Below are 17,563 nucleotides of genomic sequence, written 5' to 3' on the forward strand. Positions count from 1 at the left end.
CTTTAGAGCGGCTTTTTTGTGTTCAGTAAGCGTTATTCTTCGTCGTCATCCAGCTCTATTTCATCTTCATCGCTTTCAAAATAGGTACCCCAGCCGTCGTACTCTACTTTATGCTTGTGCGCCAGCTCTTCTAATTTGATAGCGTCGGCCACTATGCTGTCGGCATCCAGCGGTTGCTCGCGAATGGCATCGAATACCCAGGCGTTGCCACCGTCTTCAAACTCGACTTCTTCAGCGTCAGTAACTTCGTAACCCAGCTTAAACAGCTCGACCGCCAGCTTTTCCAGCTTGGCGAAGTCTTTGTCGTAGAAGTGATGTTCAATGGTGTAAAGCGCATCCGGATCGCTGCCATCTTCTAACAAGGCGGCGATGGTGTCTTCGGTAAATTCCTGCCAGTTTTCCATAAAATTACTCTTTAGCTGCAATATTACCGGCAGTGTAGTCGTTGCTCAGTTCGCTATCAAGTTCAGCAATTTTTGTCTGCATCTGAGCGTGGATATTTTGCGCAAATTCACGGATATTCAACTGCTCTTTCGGCAGTTCTACCGGCGCCATCAGTTCAATAATCACCTTGCCGTTATTCCAGCGGTTGAACCTGAACTTGTCATGGGTGCTGCTCATACAGACCGGCACCAGCGCTACTTTTGCTTCCAGCGCTATATGAAAAGCGCCGGTTTTAAACGGTAACAGGCCACGGCCGTAGCTGCGGGTACCTTCGGGGAACATCCAAACCGAAATATTGTGCTTACTGATCCGCTCTGCCGCCCCTAACATGGCGCCCAGAGCGCGGCTTTTATTTTGCCGGTCGATTAAGATATTACCGCTGAGCCAATACAGCTGGCCAAAGAACGGAATGTACTTCAGGCTTTTTTTACCAATGGTGACGGTACGCGGCTGCACGCCGTTACTGATGGTAAATAAATCGAGGTTATTCTGATGGTTGGCAATATACACATAGGGTGTAGCCGGGTCGATATTGGCGTGACGGCGCACTTCCACGCTGAGGCCGAAAATACGCGACACCCAACCGTACCAATGCGAAAAAATATACACATTATTCGGGTGAAATGGCCGCACCAGACAAATCAGCAAGCCCGCAACAGTACTGATAAGAAAAAACAGCACCAATAAAATTAACCTGACTACCGCTATCACCGTACACTCCGCTTTGCCGTTTTATTCCGGCTGTTGTCACTGGCGCAAAACAAGGGCGCCATAAAAAAGGCGCCCAGTATAACGGCTTTACTCTGCAGTGCTGGTTTGATCACTGGCGCTTTCTGCGCTTTGATTCAGCAATATTTCGTCAATACGCTGCAAACCACGCGGTAACTTATTACCACGCCGGCCACGCTCACCGTGATAATGCGCCAGGTCGTCTGCCTTCAGGCCCAATTTACGTTTACCGGCTACTAAGGTAACGCTGCCGTCTGCCGGCACTATCGCCAATTGACAAACATATTCTTCGCGGCTGGCAGCACGAGCGGAGGGAATAGACATCAGCTTATTGCCCTTGCCTTTGCTTAGCTTCGGTAAGTCTGCCACCGGGAACACCAGCATGCGGCCTTCGTTAGAGATACACAGCACTAAGTCGGTATCCGGCTGTTTTACCACCAGCGGCGGCAACACTTTGGCGCCTGTCGGCAAACTCAACACCGCTTTACCGGCCTTATTACGACTGAGTAAATCGCTGTATTGCGCGACAAAGCCATAGCCTGCATCACTGGCCAATAACAGCGTTTGTTTATCGTCGCCCAACAATACATGGTCGAACGATTCGCCGGCCACCACGGCAAAACGGCCGCTTAGTGGCTCACCCTGGCCGCGGGCCGATGGCAACTCGTGTGCTTCGGTGGCAAAACTGCGACCGGAAGAGTCAATAAACACGGCTAATTGGTTAGAGCGGCCGCTGGCCAGCGCTTTAAAGGCATCACCGGCTTTGTAACTTAATGCATTGCCATCGACATCGTGGCCTTTGGCACAGCGCACCCAACCTTTTTCCGACAGCACTACCGTAACCGGCTCGCTGGGTAGCAACTCTTTCTCGCTCAGCGCCTTGGCTTCACCGCGCATGACCAACGGGCTGCGCCGGTCGTCGCCGTACTTTTGTGCATCAGCTAACAGCTCATCACGGATTAATTTGGTCAGCTTTTTCTCTGAACCTAAAATGCCGGCTAACTTGTCACGCTCTTTGGCCAGCTCATCCTGCTCACCGCGGATCTTGGTTTCTTCCAGCTTAGCTAAATGGCGCAGCTTTAATTCTAAAATGGCTTCAGCCTGACGCTCGCTGATGCCGAAAAAGGCAATCAGCTCCGGCTTGGGCTCATCAAAGGTGCGGATAATACGGATCACATCATCAATATTTAAAAAGGCGATTAATAAACCTTCTAATACGTGTAAGCGATCCAACACCTTATCGAGGCGATACTGCAAGCGCCGGCGCACTGTATCGCGGCGGAACACTAACCATTCGCTGAGAATTTCCAGCAGGTTTTTTACCCGCGGCCGCTGGTCCAGGCCAAGGATATTAATATTAACCCGATAGCTTTTCTCTAAATCAGTCGTTGCAAACAGATGCTGCATTAACTGTTCAACATCAATACGGTTGGAGCGCGGCACTATCACAATCCGCGTCGGGTTTTCATGATCTGACTCGTCACGTAAGTCGCTGACCATCGGCAGTTTTTTCGCCTGCATCTGGGCGGCAATTTGCTCTAACACTTTAGAACCGGACGTTTGATGCGGCAGTGCGGTAATAACTATGTCACCGTCTTCCTGCATATACACAGCGCGCATTTTTACGCTGCCACGGCCGGTTTCATAAATAGCTGCCAGGTCAGCTGCCGGGCTGATAATCTCAGCATCGGTGGGGTAATCCGGACCTTTTACGTACTGCATTAAGTCCGCTACGCTGCTGTGCGGATTATCCAGTAAGGCGGCACAGGCGTGCGCCACTTCACGGGCGTTATGCGGCGGAATATCAGTGGCCATACCTACGGCGATACCGGTAATACCGTTGAGCAATATATGCGGTAATCTGGCCGGTAGTACCTTGGGCTCTTCCAGGGTGCCATCAAAGTTTGGCAACCAGTCGGTGGTGCCGGCGCCTAATTCCGACAATAACACTTCAGCGAAGCGCGAAAGTTTGGCCTCGGTGTAACGCATGGCGGCAAACGATTTCGGGTCATCCGGCGCACCCCAGTTGCCCTGGCCATCTACCAGCGGGTAGCGATAAGAGAACGGCTGCGCCATCAGCACCATGGCTTCATAACAGGCCGAATCGCCGTGCGGGTGAAATTTACCCAGCACGTCACCGACGGTACGGGCCGACTTTTTAAACTTGGCCAGATGCGACAAGCCCAGCTCTGACATAGCATAGATAATACGCCGCTGTACCGGCTTTAACCCATCGCCGATATGTGGCAGGGCGCGGTCCATAATGACGTACATCGAATAGTTTAAGTAGGCGTCTTCGGTAAAGCGGCGCAGCGGTAACTGCTCTACGCCATCATGAGATATTACGGTTTCTGTCATAGCTTATCCTGTCTGCAACGGGCTATCGGTGCCCGCTGCGGTGTTTTTACCAGTGCGCCGCGTCAGCTGCCACAGCAATAAAATCAGCAATACCAGGGTAGTGCAACCCAGAATGCCCAACCATAAAAATTGTAACTGCCGGCCACGTTCGGCCTGTTCCAGCCGCAAGGCTTTTAATTCGTTATCCTGCTCCAGCAAGCGCTGTAGTTGTAATTGGCGTTCGTGATCAAAGTTCAGCCGCATTTGCTCAATTGCCAGCTCGTTTTCTTTGTTGCGCTCTTCCTGAAAGGCAAAGACAAAATCGTGCAGTTGCTGGTAAGCACGTTGATATTCGCCCTGGTCGGCCAGCAGCTGTGCCTTTAAATACCATACATTTAACCGCGTTGGGCTGTCGGCGGCTATGCCCTCGCCGGTTAAGCTGTCTTCGTACAACATCACCTGCTGCAATGCCAGCGAGGTTTGCTTCAGCTTGCGGTAAATCAGTGCTTTTTCATAATAATGCGTAGACATATGTGAGCTGGATTGCAACTGCGGCAAATACTCTTCAGCCTTACTGATATAAGACAACGCTGCATCAGAGCGGCCGCTGTCACTGCTGGTAATGGCCAGGCCTAAATAGGCATGGTACAGGTTAACCATATCCTGTACCTGCAGGCTTTTTTGCAGCATTTTATTGTAGGTTTGCAGCGACAACTCATAGCGCTCTAAAAAGCTGTAAGTGCGGGCCAGGTTAAACAACACGGTGATCTGGTTTTTCTGCCAGCCCAGTTGCTCATACAGGCCAAGCGCAGTTTGCAGCAGTTCTACCGCTTCATCCTCATACGCCAGCGAAGCATACAGCAAGCCCAACTCGCCGTTTATCTCGGCCGACAGCTCAATGTCATTTAAGCGCATGGCGCGCTGATACACATCTTGCAGCAATGCCAGAGCCTGTTGTTCCTGGTTTTGCGCACTGAAAATAGCGGCTTGATTAATCTGCCCCATCAGCAGCTGCTTTTTATCTTCCAGCAAGGTTGCCAACGCTATACCCTGCTGATAATGCGCCAACGCCGCCTGATAATCGGTCTGCATTTCTCTGGCAAAACCCAGCTCGTACCACAGCTTTACTTTTAAAGCCGATTGTTCTCCTCCCAACAAGGCCAGGCCCTGTTCGGCCGCCTGTTGTTGTTGCTGATGCCGGCCGAGGCCGTCAAAAATTGCGGCCTGCAGGTAGTAATAGTAAGCTTGCTGCTGCGGCTTTAAGCTGTCTAATTCGTGTTGATGCTGCTGCAACAGCGCCAGCATCGCTTCCGGTTGCCGGCGCTTTTCAGCGGCCACCTGTTGCAACCAGTCCGGCAAGTCTGTGGTTATTACTGTTGTCTGTGATGCAGCTTGCACGGCGTCCTGCGCAGTTGCCGCTAACGGTGCGCCCAACAGCGCACAGCAGCCTAACAGCATCAGAGTAAAGTATCTTTTCACGGTATTCAGGGCCTTGTTGTCCGGTGCGCGTTACACACTGATAGCGGCTTTATCGCCTTTTAATTCCAACCAGTCACGCCGGTCTGTCGCGCGTTTTTTTGCCAACAACATATCCATCAGCTCCATTGTTTGCGCTACATCATCTATAGTGAGCTGCACTAAACGTCTGGTATTCGGGTCCATGGTGGTTTCACGCAATTGTAACGGATTCATTTCACCCAGACCTTTAAAGCGTTGCACATTAACCTTGCCACGCTTTTTCTCCGCCTCTATCCGGTCGAGGATACCGTTTTTCTCATCCTCATCCAGCGCGTAAAAGACTTCTTTGCCGATATCAATACGGTACAGAGGCGGCATCGCCACATACACATGGCCTGCGGACACCAAACTGCGGAAATGCTGCATAAACAGCGCGCATAATAAGGTAGCAATGTGTAATCCGTCGGAGTCAGCATCGGCTAAAATACATAGTTTACCGTAACGTAAGCCGGTTAAATCCTCGCTGTCCGGATCCATACCAATGGCAACGGAAATATCATGTACTTCCTGCGAGGCAAGGATTTGGCCGGATTCCACTTCCCAAGTATTAAGTATTTTACCGCGCAGCGGCATTACCGCCTGAAATTCACGGTCGCGGGCTTGTTTAGCACTACCACCTGCTGAATCACCTTCTACCAGAAACAGTTCAGTGCGGTTAAGATCCTGCGCCGAGCAGTCTGCCAGTTTACCGGGCAGGGCCGGACCGGAAGTGACTTTTTTACGTACCACCTTTTTTGCCGCTTTTAAGCGTTTTTGGGCGTTGTTAATGCAAAAATCAGCCAGGCTTTCCGCAATATCAGTGTGTTCATTCAGCCATAAGCTAAAGGCATCTTTAACTATGCCAGAAACAAAAGCAGCCGACTGGCGTGACGATAAGCGCTCTTTAGTTTGGCCGGCAAACTGCGGATCCTGCATTTTTAACGATAAAATATAGGAACAGCGGTCCCAAACATCTTCCGGTGATAATTTAATGCCGCGTGGCAATAAGTTACGGAATTCGCAAAATTCGCGCAGCGCTTCAAGCAAGCCCTGGCGTAAACCATTAACGTGAGTACCGCCCTGAGCGGTCGGAATTAAGTTAACATAGCTTTCGGTAACCAGCTCGCCGCCTTCCGGCAGCCATAACAGCGCCCATTCTACCGCTTCGGTACTGGCACTAAAGCTGCCGGTAAAGGGTTTTTCCGGCAGGCAAATGTAGTCTTTAACTGACTCGGCCAAATAATCTTTAATGCCGTTTTGATAACACCACTGATATTGCTGCTGGTTCACTTTATCGTCAAAGCTGACCGTTAAACCAGGGCACAACACTGCCTTGGCTTTGAGCACATGCAACATGCGGCTGACAGAGAACTTTGGCGAATCAAAATACGACGGCGTCGGCCAAAACCGTACACGGGTGCCGGTATTACGCTTGCCTACCGTGCCGGTAACTGTCAGCTCTGCTACTTTATTACCGTGTTCAAACGCCATTTCATAAATATTACCGTCGCGGCGCACCGTCACATCAACGCGGCTGGATAAGGCGTTTACCACAGAAATACCCACGCCGTGCAAACCACCGGAGAACTGGTAATTTTTATTGGAGAACTTACCGCCGGCATGCAGGCGGCAGAAAATCAGCTCGACACCGGTAACACCCTCTTCAGGGTGAATATCGACCGGCATACCGCGGCCGTTATCAATCACTTCCAGCGATTGATCATCATGCAAAATCACCTGCACGGTATCAGCGTGTCCGGCTAAGGCTTCATCCACACTGTTATCAATAACCTCCTGGCCCAAATGGTTAGGCCGGGTGGTATCGGTATACATTCCCGGGCGACGTTGCACCGGCTCTAATCCGGTTAGTACTTCAATCGAATCGGCATTGTATTGTTGTGCAGTCATAGTCTCGTCACTGGCTGATAGGATTAAGCGCGTTTTTACGCGAGTTGGCAAAAATTGGCAATAGTCTGCAATTGGCCGGCATAGCCGACGTAACTGTGATCGCCACCTTCGCTCAGGTTTATGTTTGCGCCCTGATAGTAACTAAGCGCAAGACGGTAATCTAACACTTCATCGCCGCTTTGCAACAACAGCAGGTAATTCTGTGGCTGCAGCAGGCGCGGCGGCATTAATTGCGCTAATACGTCCATGTGTTCGGTACTGACATCATAGTGTTGTTGCAGCACCGGATGGTAGTAGCGACCCAAATGTTGATTTAATACAGTATGCGGTGCCACAGCCGGATTAATCAGGCAGGCGCGGCAGTTAATCTGCTCGGCGATGCAGGTGGCCAGAAAGCCGCCCAGCGAGCTGCCGATTAACGCCACATCACGCCGCGTGCCGATAAGCTGTTGCAATAGCTGCATTGCCAGAGCCGGATCATAGGGTAAATCCGGCGCACTAAAGTCAATATGCGGGTAATGCTGCAGGAAAAAATCGCGGGTTTGTACCGCTTTATCTGACTGCGACGAGCTGGCAAAACCATGTAAATACACTACTTTGTTATTCATTGTCTGCTTTTACTACTAAACTTTCTACTTAACTGCAGCTGGCGAAACTGCCAACTGACACTGCCTTCTGCAGCAAAATACCAATCGCACCACTGCGGCCCGTCGTCTTTAGTTTGCCAATCCGGCGTTGCTAAAAACTGCACCGAGCTGGCCGGGCAGCCGACAATAGTAACGCCCTGCTGCTGTGACTGATAAGCATAGTGCGCATGGCCATGGCCTATGCCGGCAATACGTGGCTCTGCCGCAATCGCCTGCCATAATGCAACGGCATCCTGCTGGCCATGTTTATCAATAAAGCAGTGTAACGGCGCCGGATGATGATGGCAAAACAACCAGATAGCCGCTGCATTACTGTGCCGGCACTGTGCCTGCAGCCAGGCTTGCTCTGCGACAGGAAAAGCACCGGCCGGGGTATCACCTTTGCTGTTAAGCAGCAGCAATTGCCAATCGCCCAGCTGTAAGCTGCGCTGTGGCTGAAACGGTGCTTGCTGACATAACTGTTGCAGCATGGCGATATCATCATGGTTGCCGGGCAAGCAAAATACCGGGCAGCTAAGCGGCGCCAAAAGTTGCGCCAGCAGCTGATAAGAGGCAGCGCTGTGATCCTGAGTTAAATCGCCGGTTAGCAGCACCGCATCGGGTTGCTCGGTAACCAGGGTGGCGACAATGGCTGCCAGATGTGCTGCCGGTTGTACCTGCTTATATACACCTTCAGCGCTGGCGAGCAAATGGCAATCGGTGATTTGCGCCAGCCGGTACTGCGCTTTGGCACTGAACGAATACTGCATCAACCGAAAGCCAGCTCCCTGTTGATATAACCCTGACCGGCGCACAGTTTTAACCAGTCACGCAGCAACAGGTTTATCTGCCGTTTTTCGTCCGGCAGCAGCATCTCGGGGTTGGGATAATCGTAACGCGCTTTAAAGCGGCTGACATGCTGACAAGACAGCACTTCAGCAACCTGCGCATCATGGTACAGGCGTACAACAAACCCGGGGCGAAAATAATGCTCACGCGCGTCGGTCAGTTCAATTTGTAAGGTGGTGGTGAAGCGTGCCACTTCGGTTACGCTGATACGGTAATGATGCTGCTCGGTAACACGGATCACTGTAGTATGGCCAGGCACGGTATCGTCCGCCAGATAGCGGTTAAGCTGGGCATAGTTACGCTCGCACAACGCCAGAAAATCCGGCAGCTTGGGTACATATTTCCGGCGTTTTAACCACACGTTACGCCCTCCAGGCCTGCTGTACTTTATCAAGGTTAAGTGCCAGCCATTGCAGCGCAATGACACTGGCAGCGTTATCTATCTTTTGTTCAGCCAGCAACTGCATAGCAGCCGGCCGTGTTACCAGATGTACTTTAATGTCTTCATGCTCGTCGGCCAGGCCAAAAATGCCGCTTTGTACCGGCTGTGTCAACCGGCCTAAAAACAACTGAATGCGCTCGGTGGTGCCGCCCGGGCTCGACAAGTAGCTAAGCATAGGCCAAAGTTCGCTGATTGTTAACCCTGCCTCTTCTTCTGCTTCGCGCTGCGCCACCTGCTCTGCGGTTTCGCCCGGCTCTATCATACCGGCGATCGCCTCAAGCAACCAGGGGCTGGCACTGCTGAAGGCCGCGCCAAGCCGGACTTGCTCTATCAGCACCACTTCATCCGTTTCGGCATTGTACGGTAACACCACAGCAGCATGGCCACGTTCGAAAATTTCCCGCTGCATTGGCTCACTCCAGCCACCGTTAAACAAACGATGACGTAAGGTATAACGGTCTAAGCGGAAAAAACCTTGAAAAACCGTGCTTTTGTCGAGAATTTCCAGATCCGCCGTGCCAAATGAGGGATACTGCTGCGCATTGATTTCAGACATAACTGCACTCACATTCTGTTACACTCTTGCGTGTAACTTTACGGTTTAATGATTACTTAGTTTACAGTATCAGAGTATTATTCGTGCAGTTTCCTTTTAGCTGGCCAGGATTGGTAAAAATGAAAAAAACCTTATTAAGCACTTTGTTAGCCTCTTCTTTCGCGCTGTTAAGCTGGCACACCGCTGCAGCAGATCTGCAGGAAATCTATCAGCTAGCCACACAAAAAGACCCGCAATTGCTAAAAGCTGTTGCTGTGCGTGATGCGGCCAAGCAAGGCATTGACGTATCTAAAGCAAGCTTACTGCCGCAGGTAAACTTCACCGCAGGATATTCCAAAACGATATCAGAAAGCGGCCAGTTTATTGATGGTACTCTGGTGCCTCTGGAAAGGGACAGCAGTGGCTGGAGTGCAGAAGTAGGCCTGTCGCAGTCAATTTTCGACTGGACCAACTGGAAAAACCTGAATACCGCAGAAAAACGTGCCATGCAAAGCCAGACTAATTTGGATGCTGCAATACAGGCATTGATTGTGCGGGTATCACAGAGCTACTTCAATGTGCTTAAAGCCGTTGACGATTTAGGTTTTGCCGAAGCAGAGAAGCGCTCTATCGAGCGTCAGTTAGAGCAAACCAAGCAACGCTTTGCAGTGGGTTTAACCGCCATTACCGACGTACATGAAGCTCAGGCGCAATTTGACAGTGCTGTAGCTCGTGAAATTACCGCCCAGAACGCATTGGAAACCGCACGTGAAGCGCTGCGTGAAATCACCGGCCAGTACCACGCTGAACTGGCAACGCTGAATACCGATAAATTTTCTACTCAGGCTCCTTCACCCGCAACTGCAGACGAATGGGTCAAACTTGCTGAAGAGATGAATCTGAGCTTAAAGGCTAATAAGCTGGCGCTGGACATAGCAGGAAACGATATTGAAAATGCTAAAGCCGGTCACTATCCGACATTAAGCTTAGATGCTTCTTATGGCACCTCAGATTCTACTTCAGACACAACCATTGAAGGCACAACAACAACCAGTAACTTGCCGCGTTTCGATACCAAACAGATTGGTCTGAACTTACGCGTGCCAATTTATAGCGGTGGCGGCACCACAGCGCAAACCGCCGTAGCACGTGCTAACTATGTTGCTGCAGGTCAGGATCTGGAGCTGAGTTACCGTACTGCAGTGCGCCAGGTACGCAGTTCGTTTAACGATATTAACGCCAATATTGCTACTATCCGCGCGTTGGAGCAGGCGGTAATTTCAGCAGAAAGCGCTTTAAATGCGACAGAGGCAGGTTTTGAAGTAGGCACCCGTACTATCGTTGATGTGTTGCTAAGCACCCGCAACTTGTTTGAAGCACGCCGTAACTTGTCAGGTGCACGCTACAACTACGTTATAGCCATTCTGACGCTGAAACAGGCCGCCGGTAATCTGTCTGAACAAGACCTGCAAGGTATTAATCAGGCGCTGGCTGGCTAAGCCCGCATTCTCTGCTTCTCAGGTTCACCGCATTTGCGGTGAACCTCTTACCAGTTTTCACTATCACCGCCGCCGATTTTCGTTACAATAGCGCATTATTTTTTTGCTGAGGACAACGCGTGGTTCAGGCTCCGCAGTTTAGCTGGCGTTTTCTACTGCCAAAATATTGGTTATTATGGCTCGGTGCTGCCTTACTTTGGCTTATCAGCTGGTTACCTTATCCGGCGTTAATGTGGCTGGGTAGCAGCTTTGGCCGTTTGCTGCATCGCAGCTTAACATCACGCCGCAAAGTCGCCGCGCGTAATATTGCCCTGTGCTTTCCTGATATGCCCGCCGCCGAACAGGCTGCATTGGTAAAACGCAATTTTGAGGAAACCGGTAAAGCGCTGTTTGATACCGTAATTGGCTGGTGGTGGCCGGATTGGCGCATTAAAAAGCTGGCCCATTTCAGCGGTTATCAGCATATTGCGGCTGCCGTAGCGCAAGGTAAAGGTGTGCTGCTGCTGGCGGCGCATTTCCTGCATCTGGAAGGGGCCTGCCGCGTATTTGGCTTAACCCACCCCAGCGTCGGCTTTTACCGGCCACACAATAATCCACTGATGGATTACCTGCAGTATCATGGTCGCAATAAAGCCAACAAATATATGGTCGGCAAGCGCGATGTTAAAGGCCTGATTGGCGCGTTGAACCAACAGGAAGTGTGCTTTTACCTGCCCGACCAGGACTATGGCCGCAACCGTGCTGAATTTGTGCCGTTTTTTGCCGTTAACGAAACAGCCACCACCACCGGCACGCTATTATTTGCTAACGCCGCTAACTGCGTGGTAATACCGGTCGTTACCGGTCGCATGGCCGGTAATAAGGGTTATCATGTTGATGTATTGCCGCCGTTAACCCCTTTTCCAACCGGGGATGACAAAGCTGATGTAACCAGAGTTAACCAATGGGTTGAGCAAGCTGTGCTGCGCCACCCTGAACAATATATGTGGCTGCACCGCCGGTTTAAAACCCGACCGCAGGCAGACGCCCCTTCGCTTTATAAAGGAGACTGAAGTATGTGGTTTTGGCTGCGTAATCTTACAATATTAGTGGTATTAGGTACTCTGGCGTACCTTATTCTTACACGGCCAGACTTTTTGATCCGCAAAAACTCCGCCAATGAAGCTGCTGAAGGTTTCAGCCAGTTTTACAGCAAAATTCGCGGCTCTATTGCCGATGGTGCCAGGGAAATATCTGAGTTCCGCCTTACTTTACCGGATACCAGCGATAAGTTAACCGGTCAGTTGAAGCAACGCGCCAAAGTGGTGGTGCCGGGTGATGAAAACTGGCGTGGTCAGGTAACCGACCGCCGCTTTCGCGAAGGCGATACCATTAAAACCAAACTGACCGAATATGCCAGAGCCGAAGGCGTTGAGCTGTTCTGGACCTTACCGCGCGATTACGTGGTAAAGCAGTATTTTCAGACCGACAGCACCTTAATAGAAACCATCTATGAAGTTGGCGTTGCCATTGCACCGGACTTTTCTTCGCCGGTTTTATCCTACTACTGCCCGCGCGAGCGGGCCGCCGTGATTACCGATAAAACCAACGCACACCTGCAGCAATACTGCATTACCGCCGATGCCAAGCCCAAAGCCAAACAAGGCTGAGGGCTAAGCCACGCCGAATAACTGCTGCCAAATTTGTTCCACCTGCTGTTTGGCCTGCTGCAAACTGTCAAGCGACGGCAGCGTGGCCGGCGCCAGGGTATGCCGGTGGCCGGCGCCACGTAATAACTGATACGCCTGCTGTAGCTGTGTCACCTGCTCTGCACTGAGCAAACCGCCGGCAGCTGCCGCATCCAGAATACGGATATTATCGCTGTAGCGGTACAAGCCGGCATCGCTGGCTGCATGCGCCAATACCAGATACTGGCTGATAAATTCCAGGTCAACAATGCCGCCGCTGCTGTGTTTGGGGTCCAGCTCATCAGCCGCATGGTGCTGGCGCAGCTTGTCGCGCATTTGCACCACATCAATGCGCAGCTTGGCAGCATCGCGCGGCAGGCTGAGAATTTGCTGCCGGATCTGGTCAAACTGTTGCACCAACTCAGGGCTGCCGTATATCGCCCTTGCCCGCACCAGTGCCTGATGCTCCCAGGTCCAGGCTTCCTGCTGCAAATACTGCGCATAGGTATTAATATTAATCGCCAGCAAACCGGAGTTACCGGATGGTCGCAGCCGCGTGTCGATGTCGTACAGCACGCCACTGTTGGTACGGGTGGTACAAAGATGCAGCACGCGCTGTACCAGTTTTAAATAAAACTGCTTTGAGTCAATGCTGCGCTCACCGTCGGTGCCAGCCTGGCTGTCGCAATTGTGTACAAATACCAGATCCAGATCCGAGCCATAGCCCAGCTCCAACCCGCCCAGTTTACCGTAAGCAATAACGGCAAAGCCTTTATCGCCGGCCGTAGCATTGGCCGGCGCGCCATAGCGCTCTGTCATTTGCTGCCAGGCCAGCTCAACTACCTGCGCCATCACCACTTCTGCCAGCCAGGTCAGATGATCACTCACTTTCATTAGTGGCAACACGCCGCTGATATCGGCAGCGGCAATGCGTAACTGCTGCGCTTGTTTATACTGGCGCAGAGTTTCCATCAGCAGTTCTAAATCGTCCGCCGGTACGCGCAGCATATGCTGGCGCAGCCGGTCGCTGTAATCAGTGCGGCTGGCCACCTGATACAGTTGCGCCGGGTCTATCAGCTCATCGAGCAACATCGGGTAACGCGCCAGTTGCTCTGCCAGCCAGCCGCTTTGGTTACACAACAGCACCAATTGCTGCAGTGCGGCGGTGTTTTCAAACAGCAGCTCCAGGTAAGCCGTGCGGGTTACTATTTGCCGGAACACGCCTAACACCCTTGCCAGTACTGTCGGCTGACATTGTTGCTGCTGCAACATATGCAGTAATAACGGCACCAATTTGGCAAGAAAATCGCGGCCACGCGGCCCGACGCTGCGCTTTTGGCAGTCTTGTTTAAATTGTTGCAGTTGCGCTATCAGTGCCATAGCGTCTGGCAGCTGCAGCCAGTCCAGCTGCGTTGCCAAATCCTCCGCCGGTTGCTCACTGTCCCACAGCAATTTACCGATACTGGTGTCCTGCTGCTCGGGCTCTTCACCGTTATCAATTACCAGTTTAAATTGCTGATGCACCCGCGCCATCGCCGCATCAACCTGCTGTTGTAACTCTGTCCAGCTGCCCAGTTGTAATGACGCCAGCAGCTGCGCCCGTAGCAAGGCTTCTTGTGGCAGCGTTTGCGTTTGCTGATCGTCTATACCCTGCAGCGCCTGCTCAACACGGCGCAGCAGCAGATAATCTGTACGCAATTCGGCGGCCTGCTGTGGCGTTAACACCGCTTCGTCTGCCAATACTGTCAGTGCCGTTAATAAAGAAGGTTGTTGCATCGCCGGAATGCGGCCGCCGCGGATCAGCTGCAGCGTTTGTACGATAAACTCCACTTCGCGAATGCCGCCGATGCCAAGCTTAATATTGTCGCGCCGGTTTAAACGGCGGTTTTCCTGCTCTATTTGCTGCTTCATCCGCCGCAACGATTCAATGGCAGAGAAATCAATATAACGCCGGTAAATAAACGGCTTCAACAGCTGTTGCAGCTCGGTGCTGTGGCGGCCATCCGGGTTCAGTACCCGCGCTTTTAGCATGGCGTAACGCTCCCACTCCCGGCCCTGCTCCTGGTAATAATCTTCCATAGCAGCAAAGCTTAGTACCAGCGGGCCGCTGTCGCCAAAGGGCCGTAACCGCATATCAACCCGGTAGGCAAAACCATCGGCAGTAACCTGATGCAGCGCCGCGATCAGCTTTTGCCCCAATTTGGTAAAAAACTGTTGGTGTTCGGTGCTGCGCCGGCCACCGCTGGTTTCGCCATTCGCCGGGTAGGTAAAAATTAAATCGATATCGGAGGAGAAATTCAGCTCGCCCCCGCCCAGCTTACCCATGCCGAGAATAAGCAGTGGCATCGGCTCGCCCTGGTCGTCCAGCGGTGTGCCCCACTGTGCGCTTAGTTGCTGATAGGCCCAGTGGTAGGCAGTATTGATCAGCAAGTCTGCCAACTGCGATACCTGCTGCAAACTGGCGCTAACCGGCTGAAGCTGCAGAATGTCGGCGGCCAAAATGCGGCACAACTGCGCATTGCGGTAGCGTCGCAGCGCAGCAAACACCGCCGCCTCGTCTGTCAGTACTGTATCTGCCGGCAATACTTCGCCCGGCTGGCGCAACTGTTGGCACAGCGTTGGCGCATGACAAAACTCTGCCAGCAGCGCCGGTTGCTGCTGTAAAGTACGGCCAATAAAGCTGCTGGCACTGAGCAAGGTGCGCAGTTGCTGCTGTGCTTCGCTACCAAAGGCATCCAGTTCAAACCGGCTGAGTATTTGCGCCAGATACGCGGTTAACGCCGCACTGTTATCAGTCATCATTACCTCCGCTTCAGCCGTTGTGGTACAGGTATTCAGACACCGCCAACAGCAACAGATGGTAATCTTGCTGTGCCAACACCTTATCATCTGAGCGCAGTTGCGTAGCCAGCGCCGCCGCGCGGCTGCTCAGCTGCTGTAATGCCGGCAGCGCTTGCATACTGTCTGCCAGCGCAGCCAGGGATTGTGCCGCTGCGGCTAACGCACTGCTGCTACTCTGTTGTTGATAGCAAGCAGCGGCTTGTTGTAAGGCGTTAATTTGCGCCAGCAGGCTATCACCGCTATGCCGCGGCAATGTCAGCGGTTGTTGTGCTGCCAGGCCATAACCACGGGCGGCTTTACTCTGCCAGCCGGTAACTAACGGCAAATGCTGCAACAGCTGCCGTGCCAGATTAAACAATTGCTGTGCGTCCCCGCTCAGCAACTCTAATTCCAGCTCAGCAATCGGCTGAGTGCGCGTACCGGCCAGCACCTGGCCCTGGTCGTACACCAGTTCAACCATGCTGCCGTCTGAACACTGCAACTGCCAGCTTTTGCGGGTAAAATCGGTGCGGAACAACTCGGTTATTTGTTGTTGTAGCTGCACTATATCGGTGCCGGCCGGCCAGATATGCGCAGGGAAAGCGCTAAGTTGCGGCTCCACACCGGCACAGGGCACATTGTATTCCGGCCGCATTTGCATGGCGCCATGCTGGCTACCGGCCAACTTGATGGTTTGTTCATAGCGGCCGCGCTTAAGGCGGCTACGCAGGCCCATATCATGGCGGCGAAACCACCTATCCTTGGTTTCAAAATAAGCATTCAGCAAGCTGGTGTCATCGCTGCTTTGCGTAGTACCCAACTGTGGCAGCATGGCAATAAGTTGCGCTAAATACCGCGGCGGCATTAAAAACTTCAGTTCCAGTTCAGTACTCATCTGCTACTCTGTTTGCTAAGGTAACGGTGCTGTGCCCGCTTACCGTTTTAACCCTTGTCAATTGCCGCGCAACTCCCTATCATCCAAGATGTTGGCTGCAAAGCTGTTTTGTACAAATAAGCTCAGGATACCTATGTTCAGATTAATTAAAAGCTCCCTGCTGGTATTATTTTCGGCGTACTGCTTAGTCCTTGCCGGCGCAGCCAGCGCCCAGGCAGAAAGCAAACCGGCCTTTATCAGCGATGCGTTATTTGTCTATCTGCATTCCGGCCCCAGCAACCAGTATCGTATTATCGGTACGGTAAATGCCGGCCAGAGTGTGACCTTTTTGTCTGAAGATGCCGAAACCGGTTATGCGCAAATTCAGTTTGAAGACAACAAGACCGGCTGGTTACCAAAAGAATATGTGACGTACACGCCAGGCCTGGTCAGCCAGTTAGCACAACTGAAAGCCGACTACGCCAACCATAATGAAAATATTAACCAGCTGGAGCAGCAGCGCGATCAGTTGAACAGCCAGTTAAATAAAGCGGTGGCGGAGCGGCAAACCGCGCTGGAGCAATTGGAACAGGCTAACCGCGCCTATGAGCAGTTAAAAGGCCAGGTGGAAGCCACGCAAAGCTCGATCTGGCAAAAACCTATGGTGTTGGGTTCGTTAATCCTGCTGGCCGGGTTAATTTTCGGCTTATTACTGCCGCTGCTGATGCCAAAACGCCGCGACAGTGAGCGCTGGATGTAAACAACAGCCTGTTTTGCTTGTAACGCCGGCGCCCTGCCGTGCGGTTACAAGCAGAATATTAACTTTGCACCGCCTCTGTGGTTTTTAACGGCAAACCCGCATCGCTCTTTACCTGTTCAATCACCACATAAGTATGGGTTTGCGCTACGCCCGGCAAATCAACGATTAATGCCAGAATGTTACGATAAGCATCCATATTCGGCAGCCGCAGTTTTAATAAATAATCAAAACCGCCGGCTACCATATGGCATTCGGCCACCTGTGGAATTTGCACTACCGCATCGCGGAATTTATCAAATACCTCGCTGGTGGTTCTGTCCAGCGTAACCTGAATAAAAGCAGCCGTGCCAAAACCCAACCTGGCGGCGTTTAATCTGGCACCAAAACCATCGATATAGCCTTCTTTCTCCAACCGCTTTACCCTGTCAATACAAGGGCTGGCGCTTAAGTTCACTTTTTTGGCTAAATCAACATTGGCAATGCGGCCGTCGCGCTGCAGCGTATCCAGAATACTGATATCTATCCGGTCCAGTCCTTTACTTTTTACAGGTGTACTCATGGCAGCTATTTTTCTGG

At 52.0% G+C, this 17,563-nt stretch carries 16 protein-coding genes; 4 read left to right on the plus strand and 12 right to left on the minus strand.

What is annotated here, in order from left to right; all coding sequences use genetic code 11:
• Window positions 1-32 precede the first annotated feature (32 nt).
• From rraB to nudF, 9 genes are all read right to left on the minus strand, one after another.
• A complete protein-coding gene (gene rraB / locus Q8O77_RS16760; RefSeq protein ID WP_305555899.1) occupies window positions 33-404 on the minus strand; it encodes a ribonuclease E inhibitor RraB in 372 nt (123 codons plus the stop codon).
• Window positions 405-408: 4 nt separating this feature from the next.
• Window positions 409-1,155 carry a 1-acylglycerol-3-phosphate O-acyltransferase gene (locus Q8O77_RS16765; protein ID WP_305555902.1) on the minus strand — a complete coding sequence of 249 codons (747 nt, stop codon included), beginning with the start codon at window positions 1,153-1,155 and terminating at the stop codon, window positions 409-411.
• An 87-nt stretch (window positions 1,156-1,242) separates the two neighbouring features.
• Window positions 1,243-3,531, minus strand: a complete 2,289-nt coding sequence (gene parC, locus Q8O77_RS16770; protein WP_305555905.1) for a DNA topoisomerase IV subunit A — start codon at window positions 3,529-3,531, stop codon at window positions 1,243-1,245.
• Window positions 3,532-3,534: 3 nt separating this feature from the next.
• The gene (locus Q8O77_RS16775) at window positions 3,535-4,989 is read right to left on the minus strand and encodes a hypothetical protein (RefSeq protein ID WP_305555908.1); all 1,455 of its coding nucleotides are present in this window, start codon (window positions 4,987-4,989) and stop codon (window positions 3,535-3,537) included.
• Between the two features lie 30 nt (window positions 4,990-5,019).
• Window positions 5,020-6,915 (minus strand): DNA topoisomerase IV subunit B, encoded by a 1,896-nt coding sequence (parE, locus tag Q8O77_RS16780; RefSeq protein WP_305555911.1) that lies wholly within the window; start codon window positions 6,913-6,915, stop codon window positions 5,020-5,022.
• A 35-nt stretch (window positions 6,916-6,950) separates the two neighbouring features.
• Complete coding sequence (locus Q8O77_RS16785; RefSeq protein ID WP_305555914.1) at window positions 6,951-7,523, minus strand: YqiA/YcfP family alpha/beta fold hydrolase; 573 nt, start codon at window positions 7,521-7,523, stop codon at window positions 6,951-6,953.
• Entirely contained in the window at window positions 7,520-8,311 is a 792-nt protein-coding gene (locus Q8O77_RS16790) for a metallophosphoesterase (RefSeq protein WP_305555916.1), read from the minus strand. Before Q8O77_RS16790 ends, Q8O77_RS16785 begins: the two co-directional genes overlap by 4 nt.
• Window positions 8,311-8,751, minus strand: coding sequence for a DUF1249 domain-containing protein (locus tag Q8O77_RS16795; RefSeq protein WP_305555919.1), 441 nt, complete (start codon window positions 8,749-8,751; stop codon window positions 8,311-8,313). Before Q8O77_RS16795 ends, Q8O77_RS16790 begins: the two co-directional genes overlap by 1 nt.
• Before the next feature lies 1 nt (window position 8,752).
• Entirely contained in the window at window positions 8,753-9,388 is a 636-nt protein-coding gene (gene nudF / locus Q8O77_RS16800) for an ADP-ribose diphosphatase (RefSeq protein ID WP_305555922.1), read from the minus strand.
• 119 nt (window positions 9,389-9,507) lie between these two features.
• On the opposite strand from nudF, the gene tolC reads away from it, so the two are divergent.
• The 3 genes from tolC (at window position 9,508) to Q8O77_RS16815 (ending at window position 12,515) form a co-directional block, all read left to right on the plus strand.
• Entirely contained in the window at window positions 9,508-10,866 is a 1,359-nt protein-coding gene (gene tolC, locus Q8O77_RS16805; protein WP_305555925.1) for an outer membrane channel protein TolC, read from the plus strand.
• Window positions 10,867-10,985: 119 nt separating this feature from the next.
• Window positions 10,986-11,918: an LpxL/LpxP family Kdo(2)-lipid IV(A) lauroyl/palmitoleoyl acyltransferase gene (lpxL, locus tag Q8O77_RS16810; protein ID WP_305555928.1), complete on the plus strand. Its 933-nt coding sequence runs from the start codon at window positions 10,986-10,988 to the stop codon at window positions 11,916-11,918.
• A 3-nt stretch (window positions 11,919-11,921) separates the two neighbouring features.
• Complete coding sequence (locus Q8O77_RS16815) at window positions 11,922-12,515, plus strand: TcpQ domain-containing protein (protein WP_305555932.1); 594 nt, start codon at window positions 11,922-11,924, stop codon at window positions 12,513-12,515.
• A 3-nt stretch (window positions 12,516-12,518) separates the two neighbouring features.
• Here Q8O77_RS16815 and glnE read toward each other — a convergent pair whose 3' ends face one another.
• The gene (glnE, locus tag Q8O77_RS16820) at window positions 12,519-15,332 is read right to left on the minus strand and encodes a bifunctional [glutamate--ammonia ligase]-adenylyl-L-tyrosine phosphorylase/[glutamate--ammonia-ligase] adenylyltransferase (RefSeq protein WP_305555935.1); all 2,814 of its coding nucleotides are present in this window, start codon (window positions 15,330-15,332) and stop codon (window positions 12,519-12,521) included.
• Window positions 15,333-15,345: 13 nt separating this feature from the next.
• Window positions 15,346-16,248 (minus strand): inorganic triphosphatase, encoded by a 903-nt coding sequence (locus Q8O77_RS16825; protein WP_305555938.1) that lies wholly within the window; start codon window positions 16,246-16,248, stop codon window positions 15,346-15,348.
• Window positions 16,249-16,381: 133 nt separating this feature from the next.
• Here Q8O77_RS16825 and Q8O77_RS16830 point away from each other — a divergent pair, with 133 nt between their 5' ends.
• Window positions 16,382-16,987: a TIGR04211 family SH3 domain-containing protein gene (locus tag Q8O77_RS16830; RefSeq protein WP_305555941.1), complete on the plus strand. Its 606-nt coding sequence runs from the start codon at window positions 16,382-16,384 to the stop codon at window positions 16,985-16,987.
• Between the two features lie 58 nt (window positions 16,988-17,045).
• Here the strand turns inward: Q8O77_RS16830 and Q8O77_RS16835 are convergent, their stop codons facing one another.
• Entirely contained in the window at window positions 17,046-17,546 is a 501-nt protein-coding gene (locus Q8O77_RS16835) for an Lrp/AsnC ligand binding domain-containing protein (protein ID WP_305555944.1), read from the minus strand.
• Window positions 17,547-17,563 lie beyond the last annotated feature (17 nt).

The organism is Rheinheimera sp., assembly GCF_030690345.1.
Classification (GTDB): Bacteria; Pseudomonadota; Gammaproteobacteria; order Enterobacterales; family Alteromonadaceae; genus Alishewanella.